Origin of the sequence: Pseudoalteromonas xiamenensis, assembly GCF_030994125.1 — a bacterium.
In the GTDB taxonomy this organism is placed as follows: domain Bacteria; phylum Pseudomonadota; class Gammaproteobacteria; order Enterobacterales; family Alteromonadaceae; genus Pseudoalteromonas; species Pseudoalteromonas xiamenensis_B.
Genome location: NZ_CP099917.1, coordinates 2,174,788 through 2,194,422, shown reverse-complemented (window position 1 = coordinate 2,194,422; position 19,635 = coordinate 2,174,788). Strand labels below are relative to the sequence as shown.

At 41.7% G+C, this 19,635-nt stretch carries 18 protein-coding genes; all 18 read left to right on the top strand.

Annotation, left to right across the window (positions count from 1 at the left end; genetic code table 11):
* Positions 1–2: 2 nt before the first annotated feature.
* The 18 genes from rsmG (at position 3) to NI389_RS10110 (ending at position 17,561) form a co-directional block, all read left to right on the top strand.
* Positions 3–626, top strand: a complete 624-nt coding sequence (gene rsmG / locus NI389_RS10195; RefSeq protein WP_308359737.1) for a 16S rRNA (guanine(527)-N(7))-methyltransferase RsmG — start codon at positions 3–5, stop codon at positions 624–626.
* Positions 627–641: 15 nt separating this feature from the next.
* Positions 642–1,427 carry a ParA family protein gene (locus NI389_RS10190; RefSeq protein WP_208841951.1) on the top strand — a complete coding sequence of 262 codons (786 nt, stop codon included), beginning with the start codon at positions 642–644 and terminating at the stop codon, positions 1,425–1,427.
* 18 nt (positions 1,428–1,445) lie between these two features.
* Positions 1,446–2,366, top strand: coding sequence for a ParB/RepB/Spo0J family partition protein (locus NI389_RS10185; RefSeq protein WP_308359735.1), 921 nt, complete (start codon positions 1,446–1,448; stop codon positions 2,364–2,366).
* A gap of 139 nt (positions 2,367–2,505) precedes the next feature.
* The gene (locus tag NI389_RS10180; RefSeq protein ID WP_208841949.1) at positions 2,506–2,886 is read left to right on the top strand and encodes an ATP synthase subunit I; all 381 of its coding nucleotides are present in this window, start codon (positions 2,506–2,508) and stop codon (positions 2,884–2,886) included.
* Between the two features lie 15 nt (positions 2,887–2,901).
* Positions 2,902–3,756 carry a F0F1 ATP synthase subunit A gene (gene atpB / locus NI389_RS10175; protein ID WP_308359733.1) on the top strand — a complete coding sequence of 285 codons (855 nt, stop codon included), beginning with the start codon at positions 2,902–2,904 and terminating at the stop codon, positions 3,754–3,756.
* Between the two features lie 53 nt (positions 3,757–3,809).
* Entirely contained in the window at positions 3,810–4,052 is a 243-nt protein-coding gene (gene atpE, locus NI389_RS10170; protein ID WP_208841947.1) for a F0F1 ATP synthase subunit C, read from the top strand.
* Positions 4,053–4,109: 57 nt separating this feature from the next.
* On the top strand, positions 4,110–4,580 hold the full coding sequence (gene atpF, locus NI389_RS10165) for a F0F1 ATP synthase subunit B (RefSeq protein WP_208841946.1): 471 nt from the start codon (positions 4,110–4,112) through the stop codon (positions 4,578–4,580).
* Positions 4,581–4,596: 16 nt separating this feature from the next.
* Positions 4,597–5,130, top strand: coding sequence for a F0F1 ATP synthase subunit delta (atpH, locus tag NI389_RS10160; RefSeq protein WP_208841945.1), 534 nt, complete (start codon positions 4,597–4,599; stop codon positions 5,128–5,130).
* A 15-nt stretch (positions 5,131–5,145) separates the two neighbouring features.
* On the top strand, positions 5,146–6,687 hold the full coding sequence (gene atpA / locus NI389_RS10155; protein ID WP_208841944.1) for a F0F1 ATP synthase subunit alpha: 1,542 nt from the start codon (positions 5,146–5,148) through the stop codon (positions 6,685–6,687).
* 49 nt (positions 6,688–6,736) lie between these two features.
* Positions 6,737–7,597: a F0F1 ATP synthase subunit gamma gene (gene atpG, locus NI389_RS10150; RefSeq protein ID WP_208841943.1), complete on the top strand. Its 861-nt coding sequence runs from the start codon at positions 6,737–6,739 to the stop codon at positions 7,595–7,597.
* 32 nt (positions 7,598–7,629) lie between these two features.
* Positions 7,630–9,015 (top strand): F0F1 ATP synthase subunit beta, encoded by a 1,386-nt coding sequence (gene atpD / locus NI389_RS10145; RefSeq protein ID WP_208841942.1) that lies wholly within the window; start codon positions 7,630–7,632, stop codon positions 9,013–9,015.
* A gap of 13 nt (positions 9,016–9,028) precedes the next feature.
* Complete coding sequence (locus NI389_RS10140; RefSeq protein ID WP_208841941.1) at positions 9,029–9,445, top strand: F0F1 ATP synthase subunit epsilon; 417 nt, start codon at positions 9,029–9,031, stop codon at positions 9,443–9,445.
* A 138-nt stretch (positions 9,446–9,583) separates the two neighbouring features.
* Entirely contained in the window at positions 9,584–11,707 is a 2,124-nt protein-coding gene (locus NI389_RS10135; RefSeq protein ID WP_308359727.1) for a winged helix-turn-helix domain-containing protein, read from the top strand.
* Positions 11,708–12,294: 587 nt separating this feature from the next.
* A complete protein-coding gene (locus NI389_RS10130; protein WP_208841938.1) occupies positions 12,295–12,441 on the top strand; it encodes a hypothetical protein in 147 nt (48 codons plus the stop codon).
* A 48-nt stretch (positions 12,442–12,489) separates the two neighbouring features.
* Entirely contained in the window at positions 12,490–12,990 is a 501-nt protein-coding gene (locus tag NI389_RS10125; protein ID WP_308359724.1) for a hypothetical protein, read from the top strand.
* 766 nt (positions 12,991–13,756) lie between these two features.
* A complete protein-coding gene (locus NI389_RS10120; RefSeq protein ID WP_308359722.1) occupies positions 13,757–14,107 on the top strand; it encodes a hypothetical protein in 351 nt (116 codons plus the stop codon).
* A complete protein-coding gene (locus tag NI389_RS10115; protein WP_308359720.1) occupies positions 14,107–15,351 on the top strand; it encodes an HlyD family secretion protein in 1,245 nt (414 codons plus the stop codon). Before NI389_RS10120 ends, NI389_RS10115 begins: the two co-directional genes overlap by 1 nt.
* Positions 15,351–17,561: a peptidase domain-containing ABC transporter gene (locus NI389_RS10110; protein ID WP_308362540.1), complete on the top strand. Its 2,211-nt coding sequence runs from the start codon at positions 15,351–15,353 to the stop codon at positions 17,559–17,561. Before NI389_RS10115 ends, NI389_RS10110 begins: the two co-directional genes overlap by 1 nt.
* Positions 17,562–19,635: the final 2,074 nt, after the last annotated feature.

Below are 19,635 nucleotides of genomic sequence, written 5' to 3'. Positions count from 1 at the left end.
CTGTGTTACAACAACAACTTTCTCGATTATTAGCGCAAACGGACATTGCGCTAACAGAGCATCAACAAAACCAACTCGTGAGTTATGTTGAACTGCTGAATAAATGGAATAAAGCATACAACCTTACCTCGGTGCGTGATCCAAACGAAATGATGGTTAAGCACATCATGGACAGTTTGGTTGTAGCGCAACATCTCAAAGGCAGTAACTACATTGATGTGGGTACGGGTCCTGGTTTACCTGGTATCGTGTTGGCCATTGCTCTACCTGATGTAAATTTTGTGCTTCTTGATAGCCTTGGCAAGCGTGTTCGTTTTTTAACTCAAGTAAAACATGCGCTTGATTTAAAAAACGTCACCCCAGTGCAGTCTCGTGTTGAAGAATATCAACCAAGTGTTAAATTAGATGGTGTGTTGAGTCGAGCATTCGCTTCTTTACAGGATATGGTTGACTGGTGTCAGCATTTGATTGATGATTCAGGATTCTTTTTGGCGCTCAAAGGCCAATTTCCTGTAGAAGAACTCTCGGGATTACCTACCGGGGTCACTATGGTTCAAGACATTGAACTGTCTGTTCCTGAGCTCGGTGCCGAGCGTCATCTCGTCATACTGGCCAAAAATCAATAAGCATCAGGGGATATCGTGGCTCGAGTTATTGCGATTGCAAATCAGAAAGGTGGAGTCGGAAAAACCACCACAGCAGTGAATTTGGCGGCGTCGATGGCTGCAACGAAGCGCAAAGTCTTGTTGATTGACCTTGACCCTCAAGGTAATGCAACGATGGGCAGCGGCGTTGATAAATACGGTGATGTCCCCACGATTTACGATTTATTAATTGAAGATAAGCCAATCCATGACGTGATCTCAAAAGAGACGTCAGGTGAATACCATTTAATTGCTGCAAATGGTGATGTAACTGCGGCAGAAGTGAAATTAATGGAATTATTTGCGCGCGAAGTACGGTTGCGCAATGCACTAGAAAGTGTATTGGCTGAATATGACTTTATTTTTATTGATTGCCCGCCTTCGCTTAACATGCTGACGGTCAATGCAATGGCCGCAGCAGATTCTATTTTAGTACCAATGCAATGCGAGTACTATGCGCTTGAAGGGTTAACGGCGCTCATGGACACCATCACTCAATTGTCTAAACTGGTAAACCCGAAACTCCAGATTGAGGGAATTTTGCGAACCATGTACGATCCTCGCAACCGATTAGCCAATGATGTTTCAGAACAATTGAAGCAACATTTTGGTGATAAGGTGTATCGTACGGTCATTCCACGTAATGTAAGACTCGCCGAAGCGCCTAGTTTTGGTGCACCAGCGATGTACTACGACAGAGCATCAAGTGGTGCGAAGTCTTATCTTGCATTGGCGGGTGAAATTCTGCGCAGAAAAGAAAAACAAGCAGCCGCAGTGGCATAATTTGAGGATAACAAAAACATGTCGGTGAAAAAACGAGGCTTAGGTCGTGGTTTGGATGCTTTGCTAAGTTCAGCGAAACCGAACGCGGTGGAACCCAAACTTGAACACGTAGAAACGACACAGGATGTCGCGACTGCCTCACAAGACAAAACCTTGCTTACCCTGCCTATCGAGTTTTTGCAGCGCGGTAAATATCAACCGCGTAAAGACATGTCAGAAGAAGCACTTGAAGAGTTGGCCAGTTCAATTCGTGCACAGGGTGTTATTCAACCTATCGTAGTTCGTCCGGTTGCCGAAAATAAATACGAAATTATTGCGGGTGAACGTCGATGGCGAGCTTCGCAATTAGCCAAGCTTGATGTCGTTCCGTGTATCATCAAGGATGTCGCGGATGAAGCGGCGGTTGCTATCGCGTTGATTGAAAACATTCAACGTGAAGATCTTAATGCCATGGAAGAAGCAATTGCGCTGCAACGCTTAATTGATGAATTTGCATTAACTCATCAGCAAGTGGCAGAAGCGGTTGGTAAATCTCGCACTACGGTCACCAATTTACTGCGTTTGAATAATCTTAATGATGATGTAAAAATTTTGTTAGAGCATGGTGACATTGAAATGGGTCATGCTCGTTGCTTGCTCGGCCTCGAAGGTGCGTCACAATCCGAAGCCGCAAATGCAGTCGTTGCCAAGGCTTTAACGGTTCGTGAAACGGAAAAACTTGTCCGTAAAATGCTTGAACCAATGCCTGAAAAGACGGTTAAAGACAAAGACCCTGATGTGCAGTTATTGGAACAACAATTAGCGGATAATTTAGGCGCGAAAGTTGAGATTAGTTACAACCAAAAGGGAAAAGGCAAGCTGGTTATTTCTTACGCTAGTCTCGATGAACTCGACGGGATACTCGGCCGTATCCACCCTGACCTCCAACAACCTTCCTAACGCTTATTTTATAGGCAAAAATGGTGCCGAAATGGCACCGTTGTCCACCGAGTCAAGTTGCAAAATCGCTAGAAACAAGTATAATTTCGCCAGTTTTAATACCCTGATTGATTTTTACACCATCGAAGGTTAACTAAAAGTGACTCAATCGTTAGCCAGCCCGTATCGAAGAGCTGCATTAAAAGGTGTTTTATCTCAGGGCGTCGTGGCATTCGCCATCGCAGTTATCGTTTTTGTTGGTTGGGGAGCTTTAGCCGCCCTATCGGCTCTGTCCGGTGGAGTGATTGCTGTGCTTCCCAATTTAATATTTGCCGTTTACGCCTTCCGATATGTGGGCGCGAGTAAGGCAAACCAAGTGCATAAATCGTTTAAACGAGGCGCTGGGCTAAAATTTTTGTTAACCGCTCTACTTTTTATTGTGGCGTTTAAAACATTGCAAGTAGAACCACTTTGGTTGTTTGTGAGTTTTATTAGCGTGACGGTAGTGAGCTGGTTTACATCGATTTTTTTTAATCATTAACTTTTAGGAAAAACAATGGCTGCAGAACAAAGCTTACAAGGCTATATTCAGCACCACCTTACCAATGCCAAAATGTGTACGACCGATTCAGGTATCGCATTTAACAAGGCATGTAGTGAGGCTGGTTTCTGGACTTGGCATGTAGATACTTTGGCTTGGTCAGTTCTACTAGGACTTGTTTTTATCTGGATTTTCAAAAGTGCCGCGAACAAAGCGACCACTGGCGTGCCAGGTAAACTACAGTGTTTTGTAGAAATGATCGTTGAATTCGTTGACTCGAACGTGAAAGATACTTTCCACGGTAAGAGTAAACTGATTGCTCCTTTAGCCTTAACGATTTTCGTTTGGGTATTTCTAATGAACTTGATGGATTTGATCCCAGTTGACTTCCTTCCATTTGCTGCAGGGCAAATTGGTGCGGCAACAATGGGTATGGATCCACACGACGTATACATGAAAGTAGTACCAACAACCGACCTAAACTTAACGGCTGCGTTGGCACTCGGTGTATTCGTATTGATCATTTTCTATTCTATCCGTACTAAAGGCATTTTAGGCTTTGTTAAAGAGCTTACGCTTCACCCGTTCTCAGCAAAGAACCCGTTTATTCAGGCGTTGCTTATCCCGGTGAACTTCGTGATGGAATTTATTACGTTGGTCGCACGTCCAATCTCGTTGGCACTGCGTCTACACGGTAACTTGTTTGCGGGTGAATTGATTTTCATCATCATCGCAGCAATCGGTATGTTCCAGTTACCACTGCACTTTATCTGGGCTGTGTTCCATATCCTAGTTATCGTGTTACAAGCATTCGTATTTATGATGTTGACGATCGTATACCTAAGTATGGCATCGACGGAAAGTCACTAATACACAATAAAACAAATTCATTACTTTTAATTTTTAAATAATCGGAGAAAAAAATGGAAGCTTTAGAACTACTTACAGGCTTAAAATTCATCGCTGTAGCACTTCTAATCGGTTTAGGCGCTCTAGGTACTGCAATTGGTTTCGGTACTTTGGGTGGTAAGTTCCTTGAGTCAGCTGCTCGTCAACCAGAGCTTGCACCACAACTTCAAGTTAAAATGTTCATCGTTGCGGGTCTTATCGATGCGATCGCGATGATCGGTGTTGGTATCGCAATGGTATTGTTGTTCGTAATGTAATAGCTGGTTTAATTAAACCAATTTGTTTGTCGAACAACTATTTGAGGAGGAGCGGTTGTGAACTTAAACGCCACTCTACTAGGCGAATTAATCGCGTTCATCGTTTTCGTTTGGTTCTGCATGAAGTATGTATGGCCACCGTTAAATGGTGCGATTGAAGCTCGCCAAAAGAAAATCGAAGACGGCCTTGCCGCTTCTGATAAAGCTGAAAAAGACTTAGAACTTGCTCGTCAAAAAGCAGCTGAGCAGCTTAAAGAAGCAAAATCGCAAGCGGCTGAAATCATCGAACAAGCTAAAAAGCGTGCTGCGCTTATTGTTGACGAGGAAACTATCCGTGGTCAGCAAGAGCGTGAGAAAATCATTGCTCAAGGTCACTCTGAAGTTGAAGCTGAGCGTAACCGTGCTAAAGAAGAACTACGTCAACAAGTAGCTTCTCTTGCGGTTACTGGCGCAGAAAAGATTTTAGGCCGTGAAATCAATGTAGCCGCGCACAGCGACATCGTTGAAAAACTTGTAGCTGAGCTTTAATTAGGAGGGTATGAGCATGTCAGAATTGACTACTATCGCTCGTCCTTACGCTAAAGCGGCTTTTGAGTTTGCTGTTGATAAGGGCGCTGTAGAAAGCTGGAACGATATGTTGTTCTTTGCAGCTGAAGTTGCAAAAAATGAACAAGTAGCGCAGTTTCTAGCAAGCAGCGCTTCTGCACAAAAACAAGCTGACGTATTCGTTCAGGTTTGTGCAGAACAAATCAACGAGCATGGCCAAAACTTGATTAAAGTAATGGCTGAGAATGGACGTTTGGTTGCACTACCAGCAGTTGCTAAATTGTTTGCTGAATTCAAAGCAGACTATGATAAAGAAATCGACGTTGACGTTGTTTCTGCAACTGAACTTGCTGCTGAGCAGCAAGCTAAATTAGTGACAGCACTAGAAAAACGTTTCGCACGCAAAGTTAAGCTGAATTGTAGTGTTGATGCCAATACTGTAGGTGGTCTTGTGATTAAAGCAGGCGACACAGTTATTGACGGATCAATTCGCGGCAAGCTAAATCGCTTAGCCACTGCACTACAATCGTAATTGGGAAGAAGAGCAATGCAACTTAATTCCACTGAAATTTCTGCGCTGATCAAGCAACGCATTGAGCAGTTCGAAGTTGTAAGTGAAGCTCGTAACGAAGGTACAATCGTATCTGTTACTGACGGTATCATCCGCATCCACGGTCTTGCTGACTGTATGCAAGGTGAAATGATCGAGCTTCCAGGCAACCGTTATGCAATCGCACTAAACCTTGAGCGTGACTCAGTAGGTGCGGTAGTTATGGGTCCATACGCTGACCTTAAAGAAGGCGTAAAAGTACAAGCGACAGGTCGTATCCTTGAAGTACCAGTTGGTCGTGCACTACTAGGCCGTGTTGTTAACACACTAGGTGAGCCAATCGACGGTAAAGGTCCAATCGCAAACGACGGTTTTGAGCCAGTTGAGAAAATCGCACCAGGCGTAATCGAGCGTCAATCGGTAGACCAACCAGTACAAACTGGTTATAAGTCAATCGACGCGATGATCCCAGTTGGTCGTGGTCAGCGTGAGCTTGTTATCGGTGACCGTCAAACAGGTAAAACTGCGCTAGCAATCGACGCTATCATCAACCAAAAAGGGACTGGTGTTAAGTGTGTGTACGTCGCTATCGGTCAGAAAGCGTCTACAATCGCTAACGTAGTTCGTAAGCTTGAAGAGCACGGTGCACTAGAAAACACTATCGTTGTAGTAGCATCGGCTTCTGAATCAGCAGCGCTTCAATTCCTAGCGCCATTTGCTGGTTGTACAATGGGTGAATACTTCCGTGACCGCGGTGAAGACGCACTAATCGTATACGATGATTTGTCAAAGCAAGCAGTTGCTTACCGTCAAATCTCGTTGCTACTACGTCGTCCACCAGGTCGTGAAGCTTACCCAGGTGACGTTTTCTATCTTCACTCACGTCTTCTAGAGCGTGCATCACGTGTTAACGCTGATTACGTTGAGAAGTACACGAACGGTGAAGTGAAAGGTCAAACAGGTTCATTGACGGCATTGCCAATCATTGAAACTCAAGGTGGTGACGTTTCTGCATTCGTACCAACTAACGTTATCTCAATCACTGACGGTCAGATCTTCTTAGAATCTGATTTGTTCAACGCAGGTATCCGTCCAGCGGTTAACGCTGGTATCTCGGTATCGCGTGTAGGTGGTGCAGCGCAAACTAAGATCGTTAAGAAACTAGGTGGTGGTATCCGTCTAGCTCTTGCTCAGTACCGTGAACTTGCGGCGTTCTCGCAATTCGCTTCTGACCTTGACGATGCTACGCGTTCACAACTTGAACACGGTGAGCGTGTAACAGAGCTAATGAAGCAGAAACAGTACGCACCAATGTCTGTTGCTGACATGTCGCTTTCGCTATTCGCAGCTGAAAAAGGCTACCTAAAAGACGTTGCTATCAACAAGATTGGTGACTTCGAAGCCGCAGCACTTGCTTACGCGAACAGCACATACGCAGAGCTTATGGCTAAAATCAATGAAACAGGTGATTACAACGCCGAGATCGAAGCGAAGTTAAAAGAACTTCTTGAGAAGTTCAAAGCAACGCAAACTTGGTAATGTATTAAAAGGTGAGTGGCAACACTCACCCTGATTCGGAGAAAGAGTCATGGCCAGCGGAAAAGAGATAAAAAGCAAGATCGGGAGTATCAAGAATACTCAAAAGATCACCAGCGCAATGGAAATGGTTGCCGCGTCTAAAATGAAAAAGGCGCAAGACCGTGTGGCACAAAGCCGTCCATATGCAGATGGTATTCGCAAGGTGATCGGTCATGTTGCTCAAGCTAATCTCGAGTTTCGTCACCCGTTCTTAGAAGAACGTGATGCGAAACGTGTAGGTTACATCGTTGTCTCTACCGACCGTGGTCTATGTGGCGGCTTAAACGCGAATGAGTTTAAGCGTGTAGTTCAACACGTTAAAGCGTGGAAAGAGAAAGGCGTAGACGCTGAGTTTGCTACCATTGGTGGTAAAGCGTCAGGCTTCTTCAAACGCTTTGGCGGTAATCTACTTGCCAAAACGGCTGGGTTAGGTGAAGCACCTTCTGTTCAGGACGTTATCGGTCCTGTGAAAGTTATGCTTGATGCATACGAAGAAGGCAAGATTGACCGTTTATACGTTGTGTATAACAAATTCGTTAACACAATGAAGCAAGAGCCAACTATCGATCAGCTATTGCCTTTGCCAAAAGCAGAGCAGCAAATTTCATCTCACTCTTGGGACTACCTATATGAGCCGGATCCAGAGCCAATTCTGGAAACGTTGATGGTTCGTTTTATCGAATCTCAGGTATATCAAGGCGTGGTAGAAAATGCAGCGTCAGAACAAGCCGCGCGTATGGTTGCGATGAAAGCCGCAACAGATAACGCAGGCAACATTATGGACGAACTGCAATTGAAATATAACAAGGCGCGTCAAGCGGCAATCACACAAGAAATCAGTGAGATTGTAGCTGGCTCGGCTGCTGTGTAACGCTTCGGCAAAGTTTATTAAGAGGAATAGACATGAGTTTAGGTAAGGTCGTCCAAATTATCGGCGCCGTTGTGGACATCGAGTTTCCACAAGACAACGTGCCAGCCGTATATGACGCACTAAAAGTAACAGACGGCGACCTAGCTGGTTTGACTTTAGAAGTTCAACAACAGTTAGGTGGCGGTGTAGTTCGTGCAATCGCACTTGGTACTACAGACGGTTTACGTCGTAGCGCGCAAGTACAAGGTACTGGCGAGCCAATCAAAGTTCCAGTAGGTACAGCGACTCTAGGTCGTATCATGAACGTACTTGGTGACGCGATTGACGAAGCAGGTCCAATTGGTGAAGAAGAGCGTTGGTCAATCCACCGTGAAGCACCAAGCTACGAAGACCAAAGCAACTCGGTAGAACTACTAGAAACTGGTATCAAAGTAATCGACTTAGTATGTCCATTCGCGAAGGGTGGTAAAGTAGGTCTATTCGGTGGTGCGGGTGTAGGTAAAACCGTAAACATGATGGAACTTATCCGTAACATCGCTATCGAGCACAGCGGCTACTCAGTATTCGCAGGTGTTGGTGAGCGTACTCGTGAGGGTAACGACTTCTATCACGAAATGAATGACTCAAACGTACTAGATAAAGTATCTCTAGTATACGGTCAGATGAATGAGCCACCAGGTAACCGTCTACGTGTTGCTTTGACTGGTCTAACAATGGCAGAAAAGTTCCGTGACGAAGGTCGTGATGTACTATTCTTCGTTGATAACATCTACCGTTATACACTAGCGGGTACTGAAGTATCAGCACTTCTAGGCCGTATGCCTTCAGCAGTAGGTTACCAACCAACACTAGCTGAAGAGATGGGTGTGCTTCAAGAGCGTATCACATCGACTAAGACAGGCTCAATCACGTCAATCCAAGCGGTATACGTACCTGCGGATGACTTAACTGACCCGTCACCAGCAACAACGTTTGCTCACTTAGACGCGACAGTAGTACTTTCACGTGATATCGCAGCACTTGGTATCTACCCTGCGGTAGACCCACTTGACTCAACGTCACGTCAGCTTGACCCATTAGTAATCGGTCAAGAGCACTACGACACTGCGCGTGGTGTACAAACACTACTACAACGCTACAAAGAGTTGAAAGACATCATTGCTATCCTTGGCATGGATGAGCTTTCAGACGACGACAAGCTTGTTGTAACACGTGCTCGTAAGATCCAGCGTTTCCTATCACAGCCGTTCTTCGTTGCTGAGGTATTCACTGGTTCACCAGGTAAGTACGTTTCACTGAAAGACACTATCTCTGGCTTCAAAGGCATCCTAGGCGGTGACTATGATGATCTTCCAGAGCAAGCTTTCTACATGGTTGGCTCAATCGACGAAGCGATCGATAAAGCTAAAAACATGTAATTAGGGGGTCGTTATGACAATGACTGTACATCTTGATGTCGTAAGCGTTGAAAAAAGCCTGTTTTCAGGTGATGTTGCTTCGATTCAAGTGACTGGTAGTGAAGGTGAATTGGGTATCCACCCAGGTCACGCGCCACTATTGACCACCCTGAAGCCTGGTATGGTACGTTACGTAACAGCAGACGGTGCAGAAAACATCGTCTACGTTGCAGGTGGTACGCTGGAAGTTCTTCCAAAAGGCGTAACGGTACTTGCAGACGTTGCAATGCGTGGCGAAGATCTTGATGAGCAAGCCGCTGAAGCGGCAAAGCGCGAAGCTGAAGCGCAGATGGCATCATCGAATGCCTCTGAGCTTGACTACCACGAAGCTGCGGTACAGCTTGCAGAAGCAGTTGCTCAGCTACGTATCATCAGCCAGCTACGTAAGTAAGCTTACACTTAATCGAAAAACCCGCTCACAGAGCGGGTTTTTTTTTGCCTCATATATTGTAAACTGTTTTAAATATCGGAAAAATCGTTAGAATGATGCTAGGTGTAGATTACTAAACGTTACAAATCTATTGCTATTATGAATGAAGTCAGTTTTTCAAGAACCGTAAAAGAAGTGAAGTTTGGCGCTTGGGTATTAGATCCTAAGAGGCAAACGATAAACGATGGTGAGCACGAACGAGAACTTGAACCTTTGTTGTTCAAGATTTTGTGCTATTTAATGATCAATAATGACCGAATAGTGACCCGACAAGATTTGGTTGATGATGTTTGGTGTCAGAAGTATGTCGATGACAACGCGATTAACCGCGCGATGTCTGAGCTAAGGCGAGTACTTAAATCCAATAAGCAACGTGGTATTGTCATAAAAACACATTACCGCAAAGGTTATAGTTTCTTTCTTGAACGCGACATCGTATATCATGATGTTGTCGTGACTGCCAATGTAACCCCCAACATTTCTGAATCTCGTCCTCAAAATGAATTAAAGACAGCAAGTTCAAATCATTGGTATTACATCGCGGCAAGTGTTTTGTTGTTTGTCGTATGTTTAGCGGTGTATTTTCAAACTGCGTTAGTCAAAAATGAGCCTCAGCCAATTATTGCATCGGACATTACAGTTAAATATCGAGAGAACATTTTATCTTGGCTGGAAGGTAACTATTTCCTGCCCAAATTACATCCTTCTCAACACAAATTAGCTTTCTCTTATGTTCCAAAAAATTCAAAGGATCAACATCTTATTCTTAGAGATTTAGCTTCTGGGAAAGAGGATAAAGTGGCTTTACCAGGTAAACAGCTTGAAGCGTTAGGGTGGTCTTCAACAAAAAATGTATTGTATTACATGTCTTTTAAGGCCGGTGACAATCGGCAATGTGAACTGTGGCAAATGGATTACACTGCACCGGAACATAAACATGAAAAGGTCATGGAGTGCGATCCTAATCAGCTGATGGTCGCAGGTTTCAACGATAAGCTAATCTATGAACGATATGGCTACCGTGGTAATCCGGAATTATCCGTATTAGTACTTCGTGACCTGAAAACGGGCGATGAATTTCAGATAACATCGCCAAACGTGAACTCGTTTGGGGACAAATTACTATATTTTGATGCGCAAAATGAAAAGCTCTATTTCGAGCGCGTTCAACTAGATCAATCGGAACTTTTTGTTACTGATATTGAAGGTATGGAAGCCCAAAAGCTTGCTGTCCAGTCTCAAAGAATTTGGGCTGCAAACATCGTTGATGGCCATTTCTTGGCTTGGTTTAATGGTATTGAAAATAAGTTTTTCCGGTATGACATTTCTAACAAGAATGCAATTGAAGCCGTTATACCTCTCTCGAACGAAGATTTCTATTACGCCATTTTAATGTCTGATATGCGCGTACTCGCGTTTACCGAACCTAGAGAGTGGGACATATACGTAATGGACATTGATTCCACACAAGTAACGAGCTTTGCGACCAATGACATAAAGGAGTTTGCGTTTACTAGCCGTAATTCCACGCAAGCCTACCTTGCAGGGTCGAAGATGAATAGAAGCATTGTTTTAGTTAAGGGTGATCAAAGAACGACAATCAATACGGATACCAAAGGGGTAAAGCAACTTATTTTTGGTGATGATAATCAAAGTTTGTTTTTGATAGGTGAGCACTTTATTAAGCAACTTGATATCAGTACCGGTACTATTGTTCAGGAGAAGTTGCTGGAAGAAAGTATTGTGGACGCCTTCTACGCAAAAGAAGGCTATTTGGGGCTGATTATGCATTTAGATGTGCGGGCTCCAAGTACATCTGTACTTTATGAAACAAAAACGAATCAGCTCATTAGTTTTCCCGTGAACAATCTTCAGTGGTTTGGTTTTATTGGTAATGATAAATACGTTATCTTTAATTCTGAAAACAAGTTAGAGGTACTCAACGCTTCGTTTGATGTTGAAAATGAGTTTGAATTATCCGGTTTCGAAAATAAAACCTACAAACACCTTTTCACTATCAAAGGAAATGAACTCTTATACAGTGATGGTTATGGACTGTACCAGTTGGATTTGGCTAATCAAACGCTCTCATTATCGAAGATAAGCCAATTTGTTGATAAGTTAATTACGAGCATTGAATGGTCTTCTTCGGACAATAAGCTGTATATTGGAACAGTTGAAACTCGTTCAAATCTAATGTTAATGGCGATGCCTGAACAGTAACGCTCGGCTATTTAGTGTATAGAGGCTGTATCTACTTGTGCCTCTATACCTCCTTATTCCTTTTTCTGCTCGTCATTTGCTCACACCTACTTCGAATCCCCTGCTAATAATATCCAGCCAATGGCTTATATCACGTGAGTCCCTTAGTCAGTTTCATTGTTCATAAAGGCATGAAAGTATGGGAATTCGGTGAATCTAAATCGCTACGAACAATACGCTTCTTTAAAGTACGACAAAGTCAATTCATCGAGAATAAAAGCATAGGAAAGCAGAATTTCGAGTATAGAATGAGAGAAAATCTAAGAAACGCCCAAAGCATGGCGGTGCTTTGGGCAATACAAATGCGAGAAATGCAGATGTAATAAGGAGTCATTAATCTATCAAACCAAGAAAAAAATCAACACTTATATCTCATTAAGTAATAATGTTATTACAACAATTTTAAAAACAATAACTTACCTTTAAAAATTATGATGATTTATAAGGTTTGATAACTAGTCTATTTTGATTTTAGTCGGTAACTTTGTAGTCAGTTAAACGAAATAACACAAAACGAAATACCAACTTTAATTAAAAGGAAATACACAATGTTTAAATTGACTCTTAAAAAGAAATCACTAAAGCAACTTTCTGATGCGTCACTAATTAATGCTAAACACACACACAAAATTGGTGGTGGACTTGAAGATATCTCGCACTCAACGAAAACAGAGCCTTCACGAACACAGGCATAATTTTATTGTAGGGAGATGACTGCTGCTCAAGAATGGAGGCAATAGGCTATGCTGAGCAATATAATTCTACACATGGCATTGGTGAGTAGCACACCTACACTGATTGAACCTCAAAATGAGTATATTTATGCTTCGGAAAAGGGAAATTGTATTCAGAGGTTTATTGATATAGATGACGAAGTTCAAATCAATGATAAGGTTTTAAGCTATTGTGATACAAAAGGAAAGCATAAAACTATAGTCGCTTCATTTTCAGGCTCTGCCTTTCAGGTTATAAAAAAAGAGTCCTTTGATGAAGGTGAGTTATTGGTTGGCATAAAACCGAATATCATTCAAGGTGTGCTGGCGGATGACACTACGCAGTTTCAAGTAGGTAGTTTATCAAAGCTGTGTATTGATGGTCGCGCGGTAGAAGTAACCTTTGTGCGTAAGCAAGGAAATTGGATGTTTTTTCAAGGAGAGCTCGCAGGAAACGAGCGGTTGAACGAGTTTAAGCATCTTTCCATGCAGGCCATGCATGAACATTGTGAAACGTCTGGGCTAAACTAGTAGCCCAGATATTTCAATATCCTTTTTATGTTATTCCCCATTTTCAAACCCCACAAATACCCTAATTAAAATACATCTTTTCAGATACTAAATTTATGTCTCAATTGGGAAAATCCCTTATTTCTGCAAAGACTTCTTTTGGTATTCTGGTGCAATAACATGATATACCATCACTGTATTTTCAATTGCGGAGGGATTGAAATTCAACGGCTATACATTCGTTACTGCCCAAAAGTCCCTTTGTATTTCGTCTTGCCAGCATAAATCAAGAAGTGCCCCCGCCTTTTGATCTTCATTTAATGGAGCAAGAGGATATTTATCGGGTTCGGCATGAACTATTGAACGATAGAACTTGATGGAGAGCGTGAACCATAAACATCACATCCAATGTATGTTCTGCAGTAGGACATCGGTTCGTTCTTCGCATTGCCCCTTTACTCACTGAAGGCACATCCATTTCACCATATCGAAACTGAGTTGTAGGGTGACCGCACCGCTCAATTTGAACTCTTTCACTCAGTGAAATAATAATTTGCCTCGAGAGGATTATCAATTTCGGTTTTCACTCCTTTAAAGCTTCTAATTAAAGCAAAGATTGTCAATATCTCAAGATAATATTTAATCTTAACTGTAAGAAAATAAAAGAAAAAATCATTTTTTTCAGGTTTTGATTTTCGTTGCTCGTTTCGCCAATATACCAACAAGACGTTCGATACAACGGACAAGTTTTAACAACGATAAGAAGGCGTGAGGCAAGGTGACTAAGATGGCAATGACGTTGAGAGAATATTTTGACAACTACTATTCAGTAATAAGTCGTGGCGACCTCGCTGATCTTGATGCTTTTTATTTTCCCAATTCGCCACTTGGCGAAACGAACAAGCAGCAATTTGAGGCGATGCGAAAACAATTCAGCTTTGAATTGAAATTGATGGATGTCTCGTTACTTGCAAAACAAGACGAGCTTCTTATTGTGCGTGATCAATTAGTGTTTGAAGCCACGATTGAAGGAGAAACTCGTACAAAGCGTTCGAGCAATATCCATACTTTGGTTAAATCGGATGACAACTGGTGTGTATACAGCAGCAACCCTCTACCTGAATCAATGGTGTTGTAATGTCTGATTTATTTCGTAAAGAAGCCATCCAACATCAAGGACAAAAGTTAGATGGTGAAGTGACTATCGCGACACACATGTCGTTCAATTGGATATTGGCACTCATTGTGGCCATTGTGGTGATTGCCTGCAGTTATCTATTCTTGGGTGAATATCATCGTAAAGAAGTGGTTGCAGGTTACCTACAACCTTCTCAAGGGTTGAGCAAAGTTTATCCGATTAATATGGGCACCATTGATGAGCTGCTCGTTGAAGAAGGCCAGCATGTTCGTAAGGGCCAGCTTCTTGCGCGGGTGCGGATGGAACGTTTGCTCAATACCGGATTAGACATGAATGTGTTTATTAGCGAAGAGCTAGGAAAACAAAAACAGTTACTCGAAGTCAATTTAGTCAATCAAAAGCAATTGTTTTCCGTAAATAAAGACAAACTTGTCTCACAAATCGCCTCAGCGAAGTTGCAGTTAGAGCAAACGAGAAAGCAACACCAATTACTCTCTGAACGTGAATTATTAAGTAAGAAACGAGTAGAAGACGTAACCGTTCTAATGAAGCAAAACTTTGTTTCACAGACCGATTATCAAAGTCTAACGGATAATTTGTTGGCATTGCAGCAGCAAAAGCAGGAATTACAAAGTCGTATCTTTAGCTTAGAAGAGCAAGTCAGCCAACTCGAGTTTGAAAATACTCAAATGCCTATCCAAGAAGAGGAAGCGTTATCGCAGTTGCAGTCGCAGTTGGCAAACATTAATCAACAATTGGCACAAGCTGTCGCACAACAAAGCTTTGAAGTGCGGAGCCTGCGAGATGGCATCGTCTCTAATTTGCAAATAAAGCCTGGCATGGTCGTTCAGCCCTCGACACCAGTGATGACGATTCTCCCAGCAGACTCGGATTTAGAAGCGGTGCTGTTTGTTCCTACGCGTGCTTATGGATTTGTGCAAACTGGCCAATCTACACGGATCCGTTATCAAGCGTTTCCATATCAACGTTTTGGGATCTATGAAGGGGAAATTGTAAAAGTGTCTAAATCCATTCTCCTTCCAACAGAGGCGACCGTGCCTGTGCGTCTGCAAGAGCCTGTATACCAAGTCATTGTGAAACTAGATTCACAAAGTGCGAAAGCCTATGGCGCATCAGTGCCATTGCAAGCAGGAATGCTATTAGAAGCCGACATTATGGTTGATAGTCGCACACTTTTTGAGTGGTTATTTGAACCATTTTACAGCATGAAAGGAGCCATATGATGGAAAACCCAATGCACTTGCTTAAATTCAGTGGCAAAAAACGTTTGCCAGTGATCATTCAAACCGAAGCGGCTGAATGTGGGTTAGCCAGTTTAGCTATGGTTGCCGCATATCATGGCTACCAGACGGATCTTACTACGCTGCGTCAAGCGCATGAAATCTCACTCAAAGGCGCTAACCTAGAAGAGCTGATGCAAATTGCAGACAAGCTGAAGTTGAGTTCTCGAGCGTTAAGACTCGAAATGGAACATCTTCCTCAGTTGAAAACGCCCTGTATTTTGCACTGGGATATGAACCACTTTGTGGTACTTAAAAAAGTGAATAGAGACTCGGTTGAAGTTCATGATCCTGGCCTTGGTTACCGTAAATACACCATGGCAGAGTTTTCGAAGCACTTTACGGGTGTTGCATTGGAGCTCAATCCAACGGAAGAGTTTAAATCGGAAGATACCCGAGTCAATTTAAAGCTATCTGACTTTTGGAGTAAGGTTACAGGCCTAAAATCAACCTTGGGCAAAGTGTTTTTACTTTCTCTATTGTTGCAGGTTTTTGCGATAGCAAGTCCTTACTATATGCAGTTGGTAGTTGATGAAGTGGTACTAAGTTACGACCAGAATTTGTTGGCCATCTTAGCACTTGGATTTGGGCTGCTGTTAATGATTGAAATGGTGACCGGGGCCGTACGTAGTATTCTGTTGCTGCATTTTGGTAACCTGATGAGTATTCAACTAGGTGCAAACTTATTCCATCATTTAGTGCGACTGCCGCTTCAATATTTTGAAAAACGTCACATTGGTGACGTGGTTTCACGTTTTGGCTCTTTGCAAAAGGTGAAAGAACTACTTACAACCGGTGTGATCCAAGCGTTAATTGATGGTGTGATGGCTATTGCAACGCTTGTGATGATCTTTATTTATAGTCCTAAATTAAGTGTCGTTGTACTTATTGCTACCGCTATTTATGCCGTGTTTCGCATTGCCATGTATCGACCACTTCGTCAAATGTCGGAAGAAGTGATAGTCAATCAAGCGAAAGAGCAATCTAACTTTATGGAAACCGTACGCGGTATTCAAACAATCAAGTTGTTCGGGAGAGAAGTACAGCGACAAAGTGTTTGGCACAACAAATTTGCAGACAGCCTAAACGCAGGGATCCGAGTCGGACATCTAAATATTGGCTACGAAGCATTTAATAAAATGATCTTTGGTTTAGAAAACGTGTTGGTGGTTTATTTTGCTGCACTTTTAGTGATGAGTGGGGATCTGACCGTTGGGATGCTTTTCGCTTTTATGGCGTACAAGCGACAGTTTATAGAAAAGATGGCAAGCCTTATTGAGAAAATGATCGAATTTAAAATGCTTAGTTTGCACTTTAATCGACTTGCCGATATTTCGCTCTCTGACAAAGAAAGTGATATTGAGAGCAAAGTAAAGAGTCGAGAACTGTCCGGTGAAATTGAATTGCAGAATATTCAGTATCGATACAATAAAAAAGAAGACCCAGTATTTCGAAATTTGAATTTAAAAATAAAAGCAGGAGAGTCTATTGCCATTATCGGACCTTCCGGCTGTGGCAAGACGACGCTGGCAAAGATAATGCTGGGTTTATTTGAACCAGACTCAGGAAAGGTACTTGTAGATGGTGTGGATATCCGACAAATAGGGCTCGGACATTACCGAGGACAGATAGCTGCAGTCATGCAAGATGACCAACTACTCTCAGGTTCCATCGCGGATAATATCTGCTTCTTTGACCCTAATATGGACATGGAGCGGGTTCGATGGGCTGCAAAAATTGCGGCAATTGACAACGACATTGCCAAAATGACCATGGGTTACAACTCGCTTGTAGGTGATATGGGGGCTGCACTGTCAGGCGGGCAAATACAACGATTACTGCTTGCTCGAGCCTTATATCGAAAACCGAAGATTTTGTTCATGGATGAAGCAACGAGTAATCTGGATACACGATTGGAAAGCTCAGTAAATGAGGCGGTTAAACGGCTTGATATCACTCGAATTATCATCGCTCATCGGCCCGAGACGATTGCCAGTGCAGATAGAGTTGTAGAACTTCGGTATGGTGATGCAATCGATGTCGATAGGCCTAATTTAGACGGGCGAATATCCAATAAGATAAAACCTAGATTATGTATTAAAAAAGAGTTTTGTAAAAACACTAGTTTTAGTGGTGATTTTTTAATGGTGTAATTTTTGTATTTATATAATGTAAAAATTAACAATATAATTTGTTGACATTTTAATTTTGTGTGTTAATTTAAATTTAAGCTTAAATCTTGGCGGAGATAAGCTTAAATCAAAAAGTGTAATAAGGTTGCGAGATAAAGTCTCCTTTATATTTTTAATTAAGCTTTCTTTTCTGGTTTTTAAGTTTCTAATTTTTAAAAGGAAAAATCATGAAAGAATTAACAGCATTAAATCTAGTTTCTGGTGGTCAGAACTACGATCCAAAACTTGACCAAACCAAGCTTTGGAATCAGCTTCCAAACTAGATAATACTAAAATAGGCAGTTTTAAATTTGTTCGGTAATTTGCTGTTATCTTAATTTTCTGTCTATTTTATTTTGTTTTAATTTCTTAATATGGAAGGTTTGTTATGAAAGCATTAACGTTACATAGTCTTAAAAAAGTGTCTGGTGGTGAATCTGGTGATGATGTGCCTATGTGTCCAGATATTGAAGAGTATACGCGATAGAGAGGTATTTAAAATGTATTTATTAAATGACTTTGAAATTAATGATGTATTTGGTGGAGCTGGGCGTGAATATGATGACCCTTGCGATCCTCGAGACTTCTTTAATTAATTAGTGTTTGAAAAGAGGGTTTTATGAAAGAGTTACTTAATTTGAAAGACGTTTTTGGTGGAAGTTATTGCGAATACTGCGGTGAAGAGTTTGCTGAATTTGAGAAAATTCTTTAGGTGATTGCCATGATAGAGCTGGTTTTTAAAGAAAGAGTTGCAGGTGGACAAAGTCCAATAGGTAACAGCTGCGACATCATTGAACATCAATTTTGCGAATAAGGTTTAAAAATGAATTTATTAAGTTTAGAAAGTGTAAAAGAAGTGAATGGCGGCATTGGTTATTATTTGGAATATAATGCTGATACTGGTTCGGTTGGTTTTGGTATTACTGTTAGATTTTAATTTGGGGGTTTTAAATGGTTGAATTGAATAGCTCAAGTGTTGCGTTGGTTGCTGGTGGTGTTGATTATTACATCGAATACAATGCAGATAATAAAACAATTGGTGTTGGTTTTAAAATTAGATTTTGATTTGGAGTTTTAAATGGTTGAATTAAATAGCTCAAGTGTTGCGTTGGTTGCTGGTGGTGTTGATTATTACATCGAATACAACGCAGATAATAAAACAATTGGTGTTGGTTTTAAAATTAGATTTTAATTTGGAGTGGTTATGAAAGATATTAATGGTGTTATGTTAAGTGAGATTTCTGGCGGTGTTGATTATTACATCGAGTACAACGCGGATAACCGGACAATTGGTGTCGGTTTCAAGATTAGCTTCTAATATAAGGTTTTATGATGAACGAAATTAATAAAAATCTACTTGGCCATGTTTTTGGTGGCGTTAATTACTATGTGGAATACAACGCAGATACAGGTTCTATCGGTGTTGGATTTCAAATCAGTTTCTAAGTTGTAAGGTCAAAAAATGAAACAATTAACTCAAAACGACATTCAAGCCGTAAATGGTGCTGGTTCAATTACAGTGAAATACACCAAAGGTAATGAATCACTAGAAATCAAATACCAATGGGACTAAGTCTCAAGTAGATAAAAATAGGAGAAATCAATGAAAACGTTAACTCAAAACGACATTCAAGCCGTAAATGGTGCTGGATCAATTACAGTGAAATACACCAAAGGTAATGAGTCACTAGAAATCAAATACCAATGGGACTAAGTCTCAAGTAGATAAAAATAGGAGAAATCAATGAAAACGTTAACTCAAAACGACATTCAAGCCGTAAATGGTGCTGGATCAATTACAGTGAAATACACCAAAGGTAATGAATCACTAGAAATCAAATACCAATGGGACTGAGTCTCAAGTAGATAAAAATAGGAGAAATCGATGAAAACGTTAACTCAATACGACATTCAAGCAGTAAACGGTGCAGGCTCATTTTCGGTGAAATACACGAAAGGCGACGAGTCACTAGAAATCACATATCAATGGTAAGGGGACAGACAATGAAAACGTTAACTCAATACGACATTCAAGCAGTAAACGGCGCAGGCTCAT

Coding starts and splice junctions, on each gene's coding strand:
- NI389_RS10185 (WP_308359735.1), top strand. CDS start 1,446: ATGTCGGTGAAAAAACGAGGCTTAGGTCGTGGTTTGGATGCTTTGCTA.
- atpB (WP_308359733.1), top strand. CDS start 2,902: ATGGCTGCAGAACAAAGCTTACAAGGCTATATTCAGCACCACCTTACC.
- atpE (WP_208841947.1), top strand. CDS start 3,810: ATGGAAGCTTTAGAACTACTTACAGGCTTAAAATTCATCGCTGTAGCA.
- atpH (WP_208841945.1), top strand. CDS start 4,597: ATGTCAGAATTGACTACTATCGCTCGTCCTTACGCTAAAGCGGCTTTT.
- atpA (WP_208841944.1), top strand. CDS start 5,146: ATGCAACTTAATTCCACTGAAATTTCTGCGCTGATCAAGCAACGCATT.
- atpG (WP_208841943.1), top strand. CDS start 6,737: ATGGCCAGCGGAAAAGAGATAAAAAGCAAGATCGGGAGTATCAAGAAT.
- atpD (WP_208841942.1), top strand. CDS start 7,630: ATGAGTTTAGGTAAGGTCGTCCAAATTATCGGCGCCGTTGTGGACATC.
- NI389_RS10140 (WP_208841941.1), top strand. CDS start 9,029: ATGACAATGACTGTACATCTTGATGTCGTAAGCGTTGAAAAAAGCCTG.
- NI389_RS10135 (WP_308359727.1), top strand. CDS start 9,584: ATGAATGAAGTCAGTTTTTCAAGAACCGTAAAAGAAGTGAAGTTTGGC.
- NI389_RS10130 (WP_208841938.1), top strand. CDS start 12,295: ATGTTTAAATTGACTCTTAAAAAGAAATCACTAAAGCAACTTTCTGAT.
- NI389_RS10125 (WP_308359724.1), top strand. CDS start 12,490: ATGCTGAGCAATATAATTCTACACATGGCATTGGTGAGTAGCACACCT.
- NI389_RS10120 (WP_308359722.1), top strand. CDS start 13,757: ATGGCAATGACGTTGAGAGAATATTTTGACAACTACTATTCAGTAATA.
- NI389_RS10115 (WP_308359720.1), top strand. CDS start 14,107: ATGTCTGATTTATTTCGTAAAGAAGCCATCCAACATCAAGGACAAAAG.
- NI389_RS10110 (WP_308362540.1), top strand. CDS start 15,351: ATGGAAAACCCAATGCACTTGCTTAAATTCAGTGGCAAAAAACGTTTG.